The sequence below is a fragment of the Pseudomonas sp. GNP012 genome (genome assembly GCF_054343835.1).
Genome location: NZ_JBTGUU010000001.1, coordinates 3,423,489 through 3,440,587, shown reverse-complemented (window position 1 = coordinate 3,440,587; position 17,099 = coordinate 3,423,489). Strand labels below are relative to the sequence as shown.

General features: G+C 60.5%; 15 protein-coding genes. 6 read left to right on the top strand and 9 right to left on the bottom strand.

Features of this window, described 5'->3' with window-relative positions:
- Positions 1–101: 101 nt before the first annotated feature.
- From ACXX83_RS15375 to ACXX83_RS15365, 3 genes are all read right to left on the bottom strand, one after another.
- A complete protein-coding gene (locus ACXX83_RS15375; RefSeq protein ID WP_256582901.1) occupies positions 102–926 on the bottom strand; it encodes an IS3 family transposase in 825 nt (274 codons plus the stop codon).
- An 8-nt stretch (positions 927–934) separates the two neighbouring features.
- On the bottom strand, positions 935–1,237 hold the full coding sequence (locus tag ACXX83_RS15370; RefSeq protein WP_458548453.1) for a transposase: 303 nt from the start codon (positions 1,235–1,237) through the stop codon (positions 935–937).
- A 225-nt stretch (positions 1,238–1,462) separates the two neighbouring features.
- A complete protein-coding gene (locus tag ACXX83_RS15365; protein ID WP_458549009.1) occupies positions 1,463–3,673 on the bottom strand; it encodes a TonB-dependent receptor in 2,211 nt (736 codons plus the stop codon).
- 281 nt (positions 3,674–3,954) lie between these two features.
- Between ACXX83_RS15365 and ACXX83_RS15360 the strand changes: the two genes are divergently transcribed.
- Positions 3,955–5,049 carry a DUF1615 domain-containing protein gene (locus tag ACXX83_RS15360; protein WP_217835823.1) on the top strand — a complete coding sequence of 365 codons (1,095 nt, stop codon included), beginning with the start codon at positions 3,955–3,957 and terminating at the stop codon, positions 5,047–5,049.
- Between the two features lie 492 nt (positions 5,050–5,541).
- Here the strand turns inward: ACXX83_RS15360 and ACXX83_RS15355 are convergent, their stop codons facing one another.
- Complete coding sequence (locus tag ACXX83_RS15355) at positions 5,542–6,060, bottom strand: phage infection protein (RefSeq protein WP_458549008.1); 519 nt, start codon at positions 6,058–6,060, stop codon at positions 5,542–5,544.
- A gap of 260 nt (positions 6,061–6,320) precedes the next feature.
- Here ACXX83_RS15355 and ACXX83_RS15350 point away from each other — a divergent pair, with 260 nt between their 5' ends.
- Positions 6,321–6,944, top strand: a complete 624-nt coding sequence (locus ACXX83_RS15350; RefSeq protein WP_458549007.1) for a glutathione S-transferase family protein — start codon at positions 6,321–6,323, stop codon at positions 6,942–6,944.
- Between the two features lie 127 nt (positions 6,945–7,071).
- On the opposite strand, the gene ACXX83_RS15345 is transcribed toward ACXX83_RS15350, so the two are convergent.
- Entirely contained in the window at positions 7,072–7,512 is a 441-nt protein-coding gene (locus tag ACXX83_RS15345; protein WP_458373142.1) for a CBS domain-containing protein, read from the bottom strand.
- 332 nt (positions 7,513–7,844) lie between these two features.
- Here ACXX83_RS15345 and ACXX83_RS15340 point away from each other — a divergent pair, with 332 nt between their 5' ends.
- Positions 7,845–10,205, top strand: a complete 2,361-nt coding sequence (locus ACXX83_RS15340) for a DNA polymerase II (RefSeq protein WP_217835820.1) — start codon at positions 7,845–7,847, stop codon at positions 10,203–10,205.
- Here the strand turns inward: ACXX83_RS15340 and ACXX83_RS15335 are convergent.
- Positions 10,170–10,640, bottom strand: coding sequence for a DUF1810 domain-containing protein (locus tag ACXX83_RS15335; RefSeq protein WP_116581565.1), 471 nt, complete (start codon positions 10,638–10,640; stop codon positions 10,170–10,172). The genes ACXX83_RS15340 and ACXX83_RS15335 overlap by 36 nt on opposite strands.
- Before the next feature lie 29 nt (positions 10,641–10,669).
- On the bottom strand, positions 10,670–11,491 hold the full coding sequence (locus ACXX83_RS15330; protein ID WP_458549006.1) for an aldo/keto reductase: 822 nt from the start codon (positions 11,489–11,491) through the stop codon (positions 10,670–10,672).
- Positions 11,492–11,766: 275 nt separating this feature from the next.
- Here ACXX83_RS15330 and ACXX83_RS15325 point away from each other — a divergent pair, with 275 nt between their 5' ends.
- The 3 genes from ACXX83_RS15325 (at position 11,767) to ACXX83_RS15315 (ending at position 14,318) form a co-directional block, all read left to right on the top strand.
- On the top strand, positions 11,767–12,516 hold the full coding sequence (locus ACXX83_RS15325) for a hypothetical protein (RefSeq protein WP_458549005.1): 750 nt from the start codon (positions 11,767–11,769) through the stop codon (positions 12,514–12,516).
- Between the two features lie 217 nt (positions 12,517–12,733).
- Positions 12,734–13,519: a sulfite exporter TauE/SafE family protein gene (locus ACXX83_RS15320; RefSeq protein ID WP_095967456.1), complete on the top strand. Its 786-nt coding sequence runs from the start codon at positions 12,734–12,736 to the stop codon at positions 13,517–13,519.
- 247 nt (positions 13,520–13,766) lie between these two features.
- Complete coding sequence (locus ACXX83_RS15315; RefSeq protein ID WP_217835817.1) at positions 13,767–14,318, top strand: DUF4174 domain-containing protein; 552 nt, start codon at positions 13,767–13,769, stop codon at positions 14,316–14,318.
- 127 nt (positions 14,319–14,445) lie between these two features.
- On the opposite strand, the gene ampC is transcribed toward ACXX83_RS15315, so the two are convergent.
- Positions 14,446–15,555: a class C beta-lactamase gene (gene ampC, locus ACXX83_RS15310; protein WP_458550208.1), complete on the bottom strand. Its 1,110-nt coding sequence runs from the start codon at positions 15,553–15,555 to the stop codon at positions 14,446–14,448.
- A 176-nt stretch (positions 15,556–15,731) separates the two neighbouring features.
- On the bottom strand, positions 15,732–17,075 hold the full coding sequence (gene gudD / locus ACXX83_RS15305; RefSeq protein WP_458549004.1) for a glucarate dehydratase: 1,344 nt from the start codon (positions 17,073–17,075) through the stop codon (positions 15,732–15,734).
- Positions 17,076–17,099 lie beyond the last annotated feature (24 nt).

The following is a 17,099-nucleotide window of genomic DNA, read 5'->3' as shown; positions in this document are numbered from 1 at the left end:
AACGAAAGAGCGCCGCGTTAATCCAGAAAGTACGCGTTATCGTTAACGTCCATCGCGAGCAGGCTGAACTGGTCAACTAATTTTGGACACCAGTTACGGTTTCATGCCGCCAGCTTCTCCATAGCTACCGGCGACCGGTAGTCGTTGTAGCTATGGAGCCTGACGTTGTTGTAACGCATCACATAACGCTGCACATCCACCCGCGCCTCATGTTCCGAGCGGTAGCCATCTTCTGGTACCCACTCTGACTTGAGGCTTCCAAAGAAACGCTCCATCGGAGCGTTGTCCCAGCACTCACCTTTGCGACTCATGCTTTGCAGGAGGCCATGTTTGCGCATTTCTTTCCTGAATTTATGACTGGTGTATTGGCAGCCCTGGTCAGAGTGAAACAGCACCTCTTTTGGCCGGCCTCGCAGGTCGACCGCCATCCGCAACGCTTCGCAGGTCAGCGTGGCATCGGAAATCATCGAAAACGACCAGCCCACGATCCTGCGGGCAAACAGATCCAGCACCGCCGCGAAATACATCCAGCGCGTGCCGACTTTGATGTAGGTCACATCGCCGCACCACACTTGGTTAACCGCCGTGACATCAAACTTGCGCTTGAGCACATGCGGCGCCACCAGCGCCTCAACGCCGGAAGATTTGTACTTGTGCCGCCGCCGTTGATGACTGGCAACACCGGCTTCGCGCATCAAGCTACGAGCCATATGGCGCCCGACACGGTGCCCCTTGGCTTGCAGTTCCTTGGACAGGGTGCGAGACCCGGCGGACGCTCTGGATTCCTTATGATGCTTGACCAGCACGGCCTTAAGTTTCTCCCGTTCAGGATTCACCTTGCCCTGGCGCTGACGCCAGGCGTAAAAGCTGCTGCGGGTGACTCCAAACGCCCGACAGCAATTGTTAACGCCGTACTGCTCGTCCAGCTCATTGATCAGCGAGAATGATCTTTGGAGTCCAAAAGCAGGAGAGCACTGGCCTTTTTTAGGATTTCAATGTCCAGGTCTTTTTGCCTGAGCAACGCTTTGAGCTGCTGAATCTCCCGCTGATCGGCGGTGATTGCCTTGGCCCCCAACGGGGTCGAACCCAAGCGTTCTTTGCGAACCTGGTCGACCCAACGGCGCAAGGCCGTAGGGCCAATATCCAAACTGGCACAAACATCGGGAACTGACTGGCCCTCGTCCAGCACCATGCTGGCGGCCTTGAGTTTGAACTCACTGGAATAAGATTTACGCATATCCAAACACCTCAGATTTGGGCGCCATCATAGCGCCCGATTGAAGTGTCCAAAATCATTAGGCCAGTTCAAGCTCGCTCCCACAGGTACAGGCACTCGGCCCCCCTGTAGGAGCGAGCTTGCTCGCGATGAACGAAAGAGCGCCGCGTTAATCCAGAAAGTCCGCGTTATCGTTAACGTCCATCGCGAGCAAGCTCGCTCCTACAGGTACAGGGCTGCCCCCAATCAGAAGTCGATGGTGCCCGACAACTTCGCCGTGCGCGGTTCGCCCTGGGTCAGGTAACCCCCCTGGGCCGATTCCCAGTAGCTCTTGTTGGCGACGTTTTCCACGCCCAGACGTACGGTCACGTCTTTTTCCTGGACCTTGAACGCGTAGCGGGCGCCGGCATCGAAGCGGTTCCAGGCCGGCAGGCTGAGGTTGTTCGCCGCGTCGGCGTATTGGCCGCCGGTGCGCAACATGCGTCCGTTCAGGGCTGCGCCCGGCACACCCGGCACGTCCCAATCGACACTGGCATTGAACTGGAAGCTCGGCACGCCGATGGCCCGGTTGCCATCGTTGAGGCCGTCCTGGGTGTTCTTCAGTTCGGTGTCCATCACGGTCACGCCGCTGAGCAGGCGCAGGCCGTCGATGGGTTCGCCGAAGACATTGAGCTCCACGCCCTTGTTGACCTGTTCACCGTCATGAACGAACACGGCGGTGGTGTCGTCGATTGCTTGGGTGTAGCCGTCAGCCGGTTGTTCGATGCGGTACACACCGAGGGTCGCACCATAAGTGCCCATGTCGACTTTGACCCCGGCTTCAACCTGTTTGGAACGCGACGGCGCAAACACTTCATTGCCGTTGACCACGACCCTTGAGCCGGAGGTCGTCGGAGCCGTCGGCCCCTGGGCCAGGCCCTCGATACGGTTGGCGTAGAACGACACGTGGTCCCACGGCTTGAACACGATGCCGTACACCGGCGTGGTGATCGACTTGTCGTAGTTGGACGTGCGGTTTTGCGTGTTGTAGTCGTAGCCTTGAACGACCAGCTGTTGACGGCGTACGCCCAGGGTGACCAGCAGGCGGTCATCGATAAAGCCCAGGGTGTCGGACACGGCGGCGCTGCGCATGAAGGTTTTGCCGGTGATGCCCGGATCACTCAGGTCTCCGCCGGAGAAGCCGCCCGCTGGCGCCGGAACATCAATCGGGTGGTAGATGTTGTTCGGATATTGGGTCAGATCGAAATCGAAGGCGTTGCGCTGTTGGGTCCAGATCCCGGCCAGGCCGACGTTGAGTTTATGGGTCACCGGACCCGTGGCGAAACGGCCATTGAGGCCAGTCATGGCACTGGTGTTGTCTTCATCGTGGGGAATGAACGAGCCGCTGGTCACCGAGCTGCCATCGTTGCCCACCAGGGTGGTGGAGTCGTAGTTGCCGACTTCGCGGGTATGCTTGGCGCCGCCGGCGATGTAAGCGGTCCAGCTGTCGTTCAGGTCGTATTCGGCGCGCAGCATGCCGAAGGTGTCCTCGATCTCGCTGAAACCCCACTTCTGCGCGTAGTTGGTGTCGGCGGAGGGCGCATCCGGGATGTGCGTGGCGTCGCCAAGGTTGACCGAGCTGCGGCCGCCGTTGATGCGTTCCTTCGAATAGACGAAATCGCCGGACAGGCGTAGCGCATCGCCGCGGTAGTCCAGGCCCAGGGCGAACAGTTTGGAGCGCTGGTTCTCGTCGTCGATGGCGGTGTCGCCTTCACGTTGGGACAGGTTCAGGCGGGCACCGAAGCGGTTGTCCTCGCCAAAGCGCTGACCGATGTCAAGGTGTTCGCCGATGCGCCCGTCGTCGCTGATGTCCGTGGTGAACCGTCGCAGCGGCACGTCACTGGCGCGCTTGGGTTGCAGGTTGACGCCGCCACCGATGCCGGAACCGGTCGGGGTGACACCGTTGATGAAGGCGTTCGGCCCCTTGAACACTTCCACACGCTCCAGGGCATCAGTGGAAATGATCTGCCGTGGCAGGATGCCGTACAGGCCGTTAAAGGAAATATCATCGCCGTTCAGGGGCAGGCCGCGAATCATGAAGGTCTGGGCCTGGTTGGAAAAACCGGATGCCTGACGCACCGAGGCATCGTTGAGCAGCACATCGCCGACGGTTTCGGCCTGCTGGTCGCGGATCAACTCTTCGGTGTAGGACGTCATGGTGAACGGAACGTCCATGATGTCCTGGTTGCCCAGGATACCCAGTTGACCGCCGCGGGCGACCTGACCTCCGGCGTAAACCGGGGGCAGGTCGGACGGTGCCGGGGCCTGGGCGTTGACATTGACGTCGCCCAGCACCAGCGGTTTTCCCTGGGCCTCGGATGTTTCGGGCGTTGCGGCATGGGCCGTCAGGGACAAGGAGCAAAACAGGGCCAGTAGCGTCGGGTGAAAAGGCACACGGAGTCGTGCTGGAGTGATCATGATGGGTTCCTGGGCGGCGCGCGGCCGATTGGAAAAAGGGGCGGCGCGGGAACTCCATGCGCAAATGCGACTCCAGGCGCGAATGGTAGTTGTTCTCAGTAACGTTATGCAATGCGTTTTCTGCAAGGTACACAGGCATTTTCTGCACATGCAGATTTCGGATAACGGGGCATCAGGGCCGTTTCAGTGGCAAATAAAGGCACGTGGTGGACAACGGTTATAGCCGGTGCCCTGCCATTGCTCGTATGGTTAAGCCGGACCCAAGGACTAGATGGAACGACATGCAAGCCAATCGATTGATCTTCAGCATCGCCGCTTTGTTGATACTGGCCGGTTGCGGCAGCCAGCGGACCCAGGAGCCGGCGGCGCGTAGTCCGGCCCAGGTGAAGGCTGAGATTGTGCGATTGCTGCCGGCCAAAGCCGCCGATCCCCAGGGGTGGGCCACGGATATCCAGGTGGCCTTTACCGCGCAAGACATCTCGCCGACCACGCAAAACCTGTGCGCGGTTTTGGCCGTGACCGAACAGGAGTCGACCTTTCAGGTCGATCCGAGCGTACCGGGCCTGGGCAAGATCGCCCGCGACGAGATCGACCGTCGCGCCGCCAAGGCACACATTCCTGGCCTGCTGGTGAGCGGTGCGTTGAAGCTCGACTCGCCCAACGGCAAAAGCTACAGCGCCCGCCTGAATACCGCGCGCAGTGAAAAGGAGCTGAGTGGCATTTTCGACGACTTCATTGGCATGGTACCGATGGGCAAAACCCTGTTCGGTGGCTTCAACCCGGTGCATACCGGCGGACCGATGCAGGTCAGCATCGATTTTGCCGAGCAGCAGGCCAAGGGCTACCCGTATCCGGTGCAGGGCTCGATCCGTCATGAAGTGTTCACCCGGCGCGGCGGCATGTATTTCGGCATCGCGCACCTGCTGGGGTATCCGGCAAGCTACCCACAGCCGCTGTACCGCTTTGCGGACTTCAACGCGGGTTGGTACGCCAGCCGTAATGCCGCGTTTCAGAACGCGGTGAGCCGGGCTTCCGGTATCCCGTTGGCGCTGGATGGCGACCTGGTGCGTTACGGTTCGATCATGCCCGGCACCACGGAACTGGCCGTGCGTACCCTCGGCAAGCAACTGGACATGCGCAATCCGACGATCCGCGAGCAACTGGAAGAGGGCAATACCCTGGCGTTCGAAGACAGCAAGCTCTATCGACGGGTTTTCGAACTGGCCGAACGGGCCGAAGGTCGGCCGTTACCCCGTGAAGTGTTGCCGGGGATCGTGCTGCAAAGCCCGAAAATCACGCGCAAACTGACCACCGCGTGGTTCGCCAAACGGGTCGATGAACGTTACCAGCGCTGCATGGCGCGGGCAGGGAAGTAATCGGTTCTTCACACAGTTCCGGGCAACTACTGTAGGAGCCAGCCTGCTGGCGATGGACTTAAGTGCGCCGCGTTTATCCAGGTTACACGCGTTATCGTTAACGACCATCGCTGGCAAGCCAGCTCCCACAAGGGAACGTGCCCACGCTGAAACTGTAGGAGCCAGCCTGCTGGCGATGGACTTAAGTGCGCCGCGTTTATCCAGGTTACACGCGTTATCGTTAACGACCATCGCTGGCAAGCCAGCTCCCACAAGGGAACGTGCCCACGCTGAAACTGTAGGAGCCAGCCTGCTGGCGATGGACTCAAGCGCGCCGCGTTCATCCAGTTCGCACGCGTAATCGTTAACGATCATCGCTGGCAAGCCAGCTCCTACCAGGGGCCATGCCCATGCTGGAAATGAAGCGACCTCCAAAACAGTGAAAGCTCCAAGCATAAAAAAACCCGGCGGGTGAGGCCGGGTTTCGTCGAGTCCTGCGGTAAAGCCCTGCATTCAGACCGCGCGGCTTTCGATCAGTCGATCCGAACCGCCTTCGGCAACGCGGTTTTCGATCAGGCGATCCGAACCGCCTTCAGCGACGCGGTTTTCGATCAGGCGATCCGAACCGCCTTCAGCGACGCGGTTTTCGATCAGGCGATCCGAACCGCCTTCAGCGACGCGGTTTTCGATCAGGCGATCGGAACCACCTTCAGCAACGCGGTTTTCGATCAGGCGATCGGAACCACCTTCAGCAACGCGGTTTTCGATCAGACGATCCGAACCGCCTTCGGCAACGCGGTTTTCGATCAGACGATCGGAACCACCTTCGGCGACGCGGTTTTCGATCAGGCGATCCGAACCACCTTCGGCCACACGATTCTCGATCAGGCGATCGGAACCACCTTCAGCCACACGGCTTTCAATCAGACGATCCGAGCCGCCTTCAGCGACCACAGGTTGAGCAGAAGTTGCGGCAAAAGCGTTAACTGCGAAAACCGAGAAAGCGATGCTGAGGAGGGTTTGGCGTTTCATGATGGTGTGCTCCGGGGTGCTTATGGGTTGGTATGGAGCAGATGTTACGCCGCGGATTTTTTAAGAGAACTTCATTGAGGTGATGGTGAACATCGATGGCAGTGATAGGACCTGCGCCATACCTCTTGTGAGCTTGATGGTGCGATCGTCGGATGGTCGCTGCGTGGCAGGTGGCGGCTTCTACACTGGAAGCTGGCGCGTTCCTCTGCCGGGACGGATGATGAGGCACTGCAGAGATCGCGGTGTGCAAGGAGACGATTATGTACCAGCTCTACGGCCATCAGAACTCCGGGGCCGCGGCCATCGAAGCCGCCCTTGAACTCTGTGATGTTCCCTATCGCTTCATCGATGTCGAGGCGTCCGCGGAGGCGGCCCATGCGCTGGAGAAACTCAATCCGCTCAAACAGATTCCAACCCTGCAACTCCCCGATGGCGCTGTCCTGACCGAGAGCGTGGCGATCCTGATTCACCTCGGGCTGAGCTTTCCCGCGTCGCGGTTGTTGCCCCAGGACCCGGCCGAGCGGGACCAAGCCATTCGCGCCATGGCGTACATCGTCAGCAATTGCTATGCGGCCATCGGCATCATCGATTACCCCGAACGCTGGCTGGCCGGGGCGGATGAGTCGTCCAGGCAGAACCTCATGGAGGGAACCCGCCAGCGCCTGCACAGGAGTTGGGAGGTGTTTGCCGACCAGTTTTCGGGCGAGCTGTATCTGGGCAGCGAGAAACCGGGGGCCCTGGATGTGCTGACGGCGGTGATCTCGCGATGGGCGGGCAGTCGGGAACATCTGCGCACGACGCGGCCCGGGTTTTTCGCCTGGCTGGAACGCATCGACCGCCACCCGGCTTTGGCACCGGTGTTCGCCCGGCATTGGCCGGCTTGAGCACACAGAGAACCAAATGTGGGAGCGGGCTTGCTCGCGAAGGCGTAGTGTCAGACAGCATTAATGTTGACTGACCCACCGCTTTCGCGAGCAAGCCCGCTCCCACAGGGGATCTTCGGTGTGTCGACTATTCCCCGCGAATGTACTGCTCAAGCTGGCGAATCAGCTCCGCCTGTTCGGCAATCGCTTCCTTGACCAGGTCACCGATCGACAGCAGGCCGATCAATTTGCCGCCTTCGACCACTGGCAAGTGACGCAGGCGTTTATCGGACATGATGCCCAGGCAGGTATCCACGGTTTGATGGGTGTCGACGGTAATCACCGGTGACACCATGATGTCGCGCACCGGCGTGCCCACCGAGGAGCGGCCGTGCAGCACCAGTTTGCGCGCATAGTCCCGTTCGCTGATGATGCCCAGCACTTCTTCATTCTCCACCACCAGCAAGGCGCCGACGTTTTTCTCGGCCATCTTCATCAGCGCTTCGAGCACCATGTGATCGGGTTTGATCTGGTGCACTTCCTGATTCTTCTGATCTTTGAGCTTGAGCAGTTGGGCGACGGTTTTCATGGTGGTTACTCGGGTGTTGTCGTTGTCCTTGAAGAATCGTAGACGCAAGCGCTCAGGGCAAGGGCGAAAGCGGCAGATAACACGCAAAAAACGTCATTCGGCGATTTTTCTTCGGTAAACCCCCTCATTTCCGGCCAGCAGCTGACCTGTGGGAGCGGGCTTGCTCGCGAAAGCGGACTGTCAGCCAGCAAAGATGTTGAATGTGCTGGCCCCTTCGCGAGCAAGCCCGCTCCCACAGGTTCTGTGTCTGCCTGTTAGGCCTGCGGCAAACGGGCTATCGCGACGGATGACGGGTAGAATCCCCCTCTGAATCAACGTTGAGGTTTGCAGTGGTGGATCTACAGCAGGGCTTCGTCCTGACCCGGCATTGGCGCGACACCCCGGCCGGTACGGAAGTCGAGTTCTGGCTGGCGACCGACAGCGGTCCCCGGCGCATCCGCCTGCCTTGCCAGCCCTCGGTGGCGTTCATACCTGCTGCGCAGCGTCTGCAGGCCGAAAGCGTCTTGCATGACGAGAAGAACGTCGAGCTCAAGCCCCTGAGCCTGCAGGATTTCGACCATCGTCCGGTCCTCGGACTCTACTGCCGGCAACATGGCCAGTTGATGCGCCTGGAAACCGCGTTGCGCAGGGCCGGCGTCGAAGTGTTCGAAGCCGATGTGCGCCCGCCGGAACGCTACATGATGGAACGCTTCATCACCGCGCCGGTGCGCTTCAGTGGCACGCCGAATGCCGAGGGTCTGCTGCTCGACGCACAGATGAAGCCCGATCCCGGTTACCGGCCGAGCCTCAAACTGGTGTCCCTGGACATCGAGACCACGGCCCAGGGCGAGCTGTATTCCATTGCCCTGGAAGGCTGCGGCGAGCGTCAGGTGTACATGCTCGGCGCGCCCAATGGCGACGATAGTCTGGTGGATTTCCAGCTCGAGTACTGCGATTCGCGAACCCTGCTGCTGAAAAAACTCAACGACTGGTTTGCCCGGTTCGACCCTGACGCGATCATCGGCTGGAACGTCGTGCAGTTCGACTTGCGCGTGCTTCACGAACACGCCCGGCGCCTGGCGGTGCCGTTGAAACTGGGGCGTGGCGGCGAGGAAATGCAGTGGCGCGAACATGGCAGCGGCAACCATTACTTCGCTTCAGCCGCTGGCCGCCTGATCATCGACGGTATCGAGGCCCTGCGTTCGGCGACCTGGAGCTTTCCCTCGTTCAGCCTGGAAAACGTCGCGCAAACCCTGCTCGGCGAGGGTAAGTCCATCGACAACCCGTACCAGCGCATGGACGAAATCAATCGCATGTTCGCCGAGGACAAACCGGCGCTGGCCAAATACAACCTCAAGGATTGCGAACTGGTCACGCGGATTTTCGCCAAGACCGAGTTACTTACCTTCCTGCTGGAGCGGGCCAGCGTCACGGGACTACCGGCCGATCGCATGGGCGGTTCGGTGGCGGCGTTCACCCACCTGTACATGCCGCTGATGCACCGCCAGGGTTTCGTCGCGCCGAATCTCGGTGGCAAGCCACCTGAAGCCAGCCCGGGCGGTTTCGTCATGGATTCGCAACCGGGACTGTACGAATCGGTGCTGGTGCTCGACTACAAGAGCCTCTATCCGTCGATCATCCGCACCTTCCTGATTGACCCCGTGGGGCTGATAGAAGGGCTCAGGCACCCGGACGATAGCGAGTCGGTGCCGGGCTTTCGCGGCGCACGCTTTTCTCGCACCCGGCATTGCCTGCCCTCCATCGTCGCCCGGGTCGCCGAAGGCCGGGAAACCGCCAAGCGTGAACACAACGCACCGCTGTCCCAGGCGCTGAAAATCATCATGAACGCGTTCTATGGGGTGCTCGGCTCCAGCGGTTGTCGCTTCTTCGACACGCGCCTGGCGTCGTCCATCACCTTGCGCGGGCACGAGATCATGCTGCGCACCCGCCAGTTGATCGAGGCCCAGGGGCATGCAGTGATTTACGGCGACACCGACTCGACGTTCGTCTGGTTGCGTCGCGCCCACGGCCAGCAGGAGGCGGCGCAGATCGGCCAGGCGCTGGTGGCGCACGTCAATCAGTGGTGGCGCGAGCATGTGCAGCAGGAGTACGGCTTGCAAAGCGTTCTCGAGTTGCAGTTCGAAACCCACTACAAGCGCTTTTTGATGCCGACCATTCGCGGTGCCGAAGAAGGCAGCAAAAAGCGCTACGCCGGACTGGTGACCCGCGCCGATGGCAGCGACGAAATGGTCTACAAAGGCCTGGAAACCGTGCGCACCGACTGGTCGCCGCTGGCCCGGCAATTCCAGCAAGAGCTGTATTCGCGGATCTTCCTGCGCAAGCCCTATCAGGATTACGTGCGTGACTACGTGCGCAAGACCCTGGCCGGCGAGTTCGATGACCGGCTGGTTTATCGCAAACGCCTGCGCCGCACCCTCGATGATTACCAGCGTAACGTCCCGCCCCACGTGCGTGCGGCGCGTCTGGCCGATGAGTACAACGACAGCCAGGGTCGCCCGCGGCAATACCAGAACGGCGGCTGGATCAGCTACGTGATCACCGTTGCCGGCCCCGAACCGCTGGAAGTGCGCAGTGCGCCCATCGATTACGACCACTACATCACCCGGCAACTGCAACCGGTGGCGGACGCGATACTGCCGTTTGTCGACGACGACTTCTCAACCCTGATTGGGGGGCAACTGGGCCTGTTTTGAGTCCATCAGCGACAAGGTCCAGTCATCCAGGATGCCGTGGAAGTATTGGTTCAAGGCTTGCTGGAAAAGGCTGTCGGCGGCATCGACCTGGGCGAACAGGGTCATCGAGGAATGAAATTTCAGGTCGTCGGGATGACCGAAAATCCCGGCCACCGAGCGCTCCCGGATGTTCAACACTTCCTGGGTGCAGGTGCGCAGGCGGGCGCCCAGCAACGGATGCTCAAGGTAGGCCAGGGCTTCCTCCCGCGAACGGATGGCAAAGCGGCGCGACATCTCGCTGCCGCCGAGCCCGGCAAACTGCGGAAAAATGAACCACATCCAGTGACTGCGCTTGTGTCCGTTGTTCAGCTCGTCTTGAACCCGGTCGAATACCGGGTCCTGAGCCTGGAGAAAGCGTTGCAGATTGAACGGGTCCAGGTGGTCGGTGCTTCTCATGGCGAAGCTCTCAGACAGACTGCGTTGGCTCAGACCATGGCCAGCCGCTGTTTGCGATGTGGCGCATGAAACGCGTGGTCCAGCGCCTCCAGATCCCCGGGTTCAAGTTGCAGCGTGGCGGCTTGGGCATTGAGCCGCACATGCTCGGGCCGGACCGCTTTGGGGATGGCGATCACGCCGTCCTGGCGCATTATCCATGCCAGCGCCACCTGTGCCGGTGTGACGCCGTGCCGGGCGGCCACCTGCTTGAGCGTGGCATTGGCGAGCATTTCTCCACCCTGGCCGATCGGGCAGTAAGCCATGACCGGCAGCCGCTGCTGTTGGCTCCAGGGTAACAAATCAAATTCTATGCCGCGTTGCTCCAGATTGTAGAGCACCTGATTGGTGGCGCAGGCCGGGGCATCCAGTTCCAGCAGGTCGTCGAGGTCGAAATTGGACACGCCCCAACGACCGATCTTGCCGGCTTCGCGCAGGCGCTCGAAGGCGTCGACGGTTTCCTCCAGCGGATACTGGCCGCGCCAATGCAGCAGATACAGATCGATGTAATCGGTGCCGAGCCTGCGCAGGCTGCGCTCGCATGCCTGGGGAATACCCTGGCGGCTGGCGTTGTGCGGGTACACCTTGCTGACCACAAAGACGCTGTCGCGCTGTCCGGCGATGGCATCGCGGACCACTTCCTCGGCGCCGCCTTCGGCGTACATTTCAGCGGTGTCGATCAGGGTCATGCCCAGTTCGATGCCCAGGCGCAGTGCCGCGACTTCTTCCCTGTGCCGAGAGCGGTCCTCGCCCATCTGCCAGGTGCCCTGGCCAATGACGGGCACCTGGGCGCCAGCCAATTGAAGCGTGCGCATGCAAACCTCCTGTGTGTATTCGGTGTTGTAGGAGCTGCCGCAGGCTGCGATCTTTTGATTTTAATTGTTCAAGATCAAAAGATCGCAGCCTGCGGCAGCTCCTACAGGGAGTGTGGACCGTTTTCATGATGTTCTGATCCGTTTTTTCTTTGAACATTCCCCTGCCGGTGATCGATTGGTGCCGCCCGATACTGCACTTTTTCGAAATGCCCGGCTCTATCCATGGCAGCCTGCGGCGATCCCCACCGTCGGCCCATGTCCAAGTTCAAGAACCCATGGCTCGAGTTTCACCCGCGAACAGCTCAAGAATCCGCCGTCATTGCCTGCTGCTGGCAGGTCTGTCGATGTTCTTCGTCACCGGTTGCAGCCAGCAGCAGGGTGGCGACATCATCACCCAGATGCGCGAAGGCAAACCCCAGGAGTTCCTGCAGACCAGTGTCGACCGCATGGCCACCCTGACCATGCGCGACAACCTCGACAGCCTTTACCTGCTCATGGGCAAGCTCTACCTGCGCAACCCCGATGAGCTGAAAAAGTCCGGTTTCCTCGATGCCCGTACGGCCGGCAAGCAAGTGCGCATGGCCATAGAACAGCAGCAGCCATTACCGACCCTGGGCGGCAAAAAGGACCTGGCGGCCCTGCGTTTTGCCATGAGCCCGGAATTTCTCGGCGATCGAGTCGGAGCGTTCATCTATGCCATCGGCAGCATGCTGGTGACCGCCCATGGCAATCGCACCGAGTTCTACATGACCGATACGATCAACCCGGTATTCGTCAGCAATGCCGCACGCAACATCGAGATTGCCACCTGGATCCTCAGCCAGCGACAAGACAAGGAAGGCCAACCCCTGCTGTTTTCCAACGAAATCTCGGAGGAGGGCAGCAACCTGAGCTTTGCCGTCGAGTTCGGCAAGATCGTCGCCCGGCTGGATTTGCTGACCCAGATGCTCGACGAACGCTACCGGCGCATCGGCCTGAATTATGCCCAGAGCCTGCTGTTCCTGAATTTCCTGCCGGTGCAATGAACACGACACGGAACCCTGTGGGAGCGAGCTTGCTCGCGATGACTGAGTGTCAGTCGCCATTGATGCCAACTGATACACCGCTATCGCGAGCAAGCTCGCTCCCACAGGGTTTTTTGATGGATCCGGAATAAAGATAGATCGCATCGATATAACTGGTTATAAGAAATATCGCTATGCTGCGGGCCAGATTTCCCCTGCGATCTTTGTGGACGTATCAATGGATTTAGTGAACATCGGGTTGGTCGTGGCCGGGTTGGTGGTTGGCTTTATTGTCGGCATGACTGGCGTCGGTGGCGGGTCGCTCATGACTCCGATCCTGCTGTGGTTCGGCATCAATCCGGCAACGGCGGTCGGTACCGATTTGCTCTACGCGGCAATCACCAAATCCAGCGGTGTACTGGTTCACCGAAAGAACAACAACATCGACTGGGCGATTACCGGTTGGCTGACCCTTGGCAGCGTGCCGGCGGTGGCACTGACGTTGTGGTTCCTGAGCAGCCTGCACTCCAGCCCCGATGCGATGAACGCCATCATCAAGCAGGCCCTCGGCTTTGTGTTGTTCGCCACGGCGCTGGCGATTCTGTTCAAGAAGCGTCTGCTGGATTTCGCCCACAAACGTGCTGGCGGCCACTACAACCCCAGCGGCTCGCGCCTCAATGTCCTGACGGTCATCACAGGCCTGGTCCTCGGCACCATGGTCGCGCTGACGTCCATCGGCGCCGGTGCACTGGGCACCGTGGCCCTGTTCATTCTCTATCCGATGCTGCCGACCCGTCGCCTGGTAGGCACTGAAATCGCCCACGCCGTGCCGCTGACCCTGGTCGCCGGCCTCGGCCATGCGAGCATGGGCAACATGGACTGGCAGGTCCTGGGTTACTTGCTGGTGGGTTCGTTGCCGGGGATTTACCTGGGCAGCCACCTGACCGGGCGCATCTCCGACGAGCTGCTGCGCCCTTGCCTGGCGACCATGCTGTTGCTGATCGGCTACAAGCTGGCGTTCTGATTCAATTCGTTACGCCAGCCTCCTTCGCGGGTGCAATGCTCAGTCGGTGCCTGTCCGGGCACCCCTTGCGACCCGCTTGATCCTTGATCTGCCTTGAACTTTGTAAGTCCTGAGATGACCCCGAGCTGTTGCGCAATGACCGCCCTGACCTAAGCTTGGGACAAGGCGAAAAATTTGCGGCACGTCACCCGGAACGATCGCCGCGATGCGCAATCATTAGAGCGTGGATATCAAAAAGGAGATGCGCATGCTCATCAGGTCACTGACCATGGCTATCTTGCTGGCGATTGCCGGCACCTCGTTCGCCGCCGATGGCGACTCACCGCTGGACATGGACAAGGGCAGGGCCCGGCCACTGATTGTCATCGCTCCAAGCACTGTGGATCCGACCTGGGTCAGCCTGAAAAAGTCGCTGGATGAACCAGCCAATCGCAAGGGTTTCACCGACCGCAACATGGTGCTCTACACCGTGCTCAACCTGATGGGCCAGCGCGAGGGCAAAGACATCGGGCCACAGGACACGGCGGCGCTGATCCGCTCGCTCAAGCTGGGTGCTGGCGCCAAGACCAAGGTGATTCTGGTCGGCAAGGACGGCGAAAAGAAACTGGAACAATCGGACGCCATCAAGCTGGAAGAGATTTTCAGCGCAGTCGATCAGTTGCCGGCGGCCGAGAAAGAATTTACCGCGACAGTGGCCGCTCCCGTCGCTGAAGCCGAGCCGGCGGCCAAAGGCGCCAAGCCCGGGAAAAACAGCAAACCGGCCAAGCCCGCCAAGCCGCCGGAAATGCCGGATGATTGATCCGGCCCTGAATCCTGGTGGTGAGCAATTAACCTGTGGGAGCAAGCTCGCTCCCACAGATTTCGTGTGTTAACTGATCAGTATTAACCTCCAGAGGTCGTCTTTTCTCTGGGAGCGCGAACCAGGCTTATCGGGCAAGCGCACTCAGAATCTGATGAGCAATCCTGACCCGCTGCGCATTCGGGAAGTTTTTGTTGGCCAGCATCACAATGCCGATCTCCTTCGATGGCACGTACGCCACGTAAGCACCAAAGCCACCGGTTGAACCTGTCTTGTTGATCAACACGTTCTGTGGCTGTGCTTGCGGCGGATTCAGCCACTGGACTTTGTGAGTCTGCATGGCCATCGGCGTGGAGTTGCCGTCCAGCAAGCGATCCAGTGTGATCGGGTAGCGATACATCTCCCAGCCCAGGCCTTGGGTCATGTCGCCAACGCTGTAGTAGGCGCTATGGGTCAAGGCGATGGCTTGCTGCAAGGGCTTTTCCAGAGACGCCGGCTTTATGTTGGCGTCGACGTAGGCCAGCAAGTCTGCGGCGCTGGTTTTCACCCCGTACGCCTCGGAATCCAACGCCCCCGGAGTGACCCGCACTGGCTTGCCGTCCTTGTTGTAACCCTGGGCGTACAGCGCCATCTGGTCCTGCGGTACATGCACATAGGTGTGCTTGAGGCCCAGTTTCGGCAGCAGGGTTTTCTCCATCAGGTCATCAAAAGGCTGGCCCATGCTGTGGGCGGCGAGGTAGCCGAACAGGCCGAGGCTGGGGTTCGAATACAGTCGGTGGCTGCCGGGGGCGTAGAGCGGTTTCCATTGTTTGTAGTAGCCGAGCATTTTGTCGGCCGAATCATATTCAGCAGGAAATTGCAGCGGCAGGCCGCCGGCGCTGTAGGTGCCCAGTTGCAGCACGCTGATGTTGTCGAAAGCGCTGCCGCGCAAGGCCGGCAAGACCTGGCTGGCCTTGTCCGACAGTGACAGTTTGCCCGAAGTCTGGGCGTAGGCGGCGAGGGTGGCGGTGAAGGTTTTGCTGACGGAGCCGATTTCGAACAGTGTGTCCTTTGTGACGGGGCTGCCGGTTTCTTGCGAGGCGACGCCATAGTTGAAGTAGTGCGCTTGACCATTGACGGTGACCGCCACGGCCATGCCGTGGATACCTTCGGCCTGCATCACCGGTTGTACGGCGGCGTTCACCAGCGTCTCGATTTGATCCTGTGCCACGCAATGGCCTGCGGCAAATATCGCCATGCCGGCGGCGATGGTTTTCAGCCTGTCCATGTGGGTTTCATCCGTCGTTGATTCAGTTGCGCGCCATTTTAGGGGGTTAAGCGCCAGGCTCCGAGCGCTTTTTAAACCGGCCGCCAACAGGCGGCCACGCGCAACCCTTGATTCAACTCATATGGCGATTCAGCTCACTTGGCGATTCAGCGCACCAAGCACGGCCGCTTGTTGTCGAACGTCCAGCCCGGAATCAAAAACTGCATGGCCACGCTGTCATCCCGCGCCCCCAGGCCCATGCCTTTGTACAGTTCATTAGCCTTGGCGACCTGGTCCATGTCCAGCTCCACCCCCAACCCCGGTTTCTGCGGCACCTGCACGCAGCCGTCGACGATTTGCAGCGGGGCCTTGGTCAGGCGCTGGCCATCCTGCCAGATCCAGTGGGTGTCGATGGCGGTGATCTCGCCCGGCGCGGCTGCCGCGACGTGGGTGAACATCGCCAGGGAAATGTCGAAGTGGTTGTTGGAGTGCGAACCCCAGGTGAGGCCCCATTCGTGGCACATCTGCGCCACGCGCACCGAACCCTGCATGGTCCAGAAGTGCGGATCGGCCAGGGGAATGTCGACCGACTGCAACTGGATCGCGTGGCCCATCTCCCGCCAGTCGGTGGCGATCATGTTGGTTGCGGTTTTCAGCCCCGTGGCCCGGCGGAATTCAGCCATGACTTCGCGTCCCGAGTAACCGTTTTCCGCCCCGCACGGGTCTTCGGCGTAGGCCAGCACGTGGTGCTGATCGCGGCACAGGCGGATGGCTTCCTTCAGTGACCAGGCCCCATTCGGATCGAGGGTGATGCGCGCATCGGGGAAGCGTTCGGCGAGGGCCGTGACCGCTTCGATTTCGGCGTCGCCGCTGAGCACGCCGCCCTTGAGCTTGAAGTCCTTGAAGCCATAACGCGCGTGCGCCGCCTCGGCCAGGCGGACCACCGCATCGGCGGTCATGGCTTTTTCGTGACGTACGCCGAACCAGTCGTTGTCGGCGTCTGGCTCGCTGCGGTAGGCGAGGTCAGTTTCGTTGCGATCACCTACATAAAACAGATAGCCAAGCATCTTCACTTCATCGCGCTGCTGGCCTTCGCCAAGCAGGGCGGCGACCGGCACGTCCAGGTGCTGGCCGAGCAGATCGAGCAGCGCGGCTTCCAGGCCGGTGACGGCGTGAATGGTGATGCGCAGGTCGAAGGTCTGCAATCCGCGACCGCCGGCATCGCGGTCGGCGAAGGTCTGGCGTACCTGGTTGAGAATCTTCTGGTAAGTGCCGATCGGGCTGCCAACCACCAGGCTGCGTGCGTCTTCCAGGGTCTGGCGAATGCGCTCGCCACCCGGCACTTCGCCGACGCCGGTGTGGCCGGCGTTGTCCTTGAGGATCACGATATTGCGGGTGAAAAACGGGCCGTGGGCGCCGCTGAGATTGAGCAGCATGCCGTCGTGGCCGGCCACCGGAACAACCTGCATGCTGGTGATGATCGGGGCTTTGGCGATGTCGTGTGCGGTCATGTTGTTATCCTTTTAAACCAATGA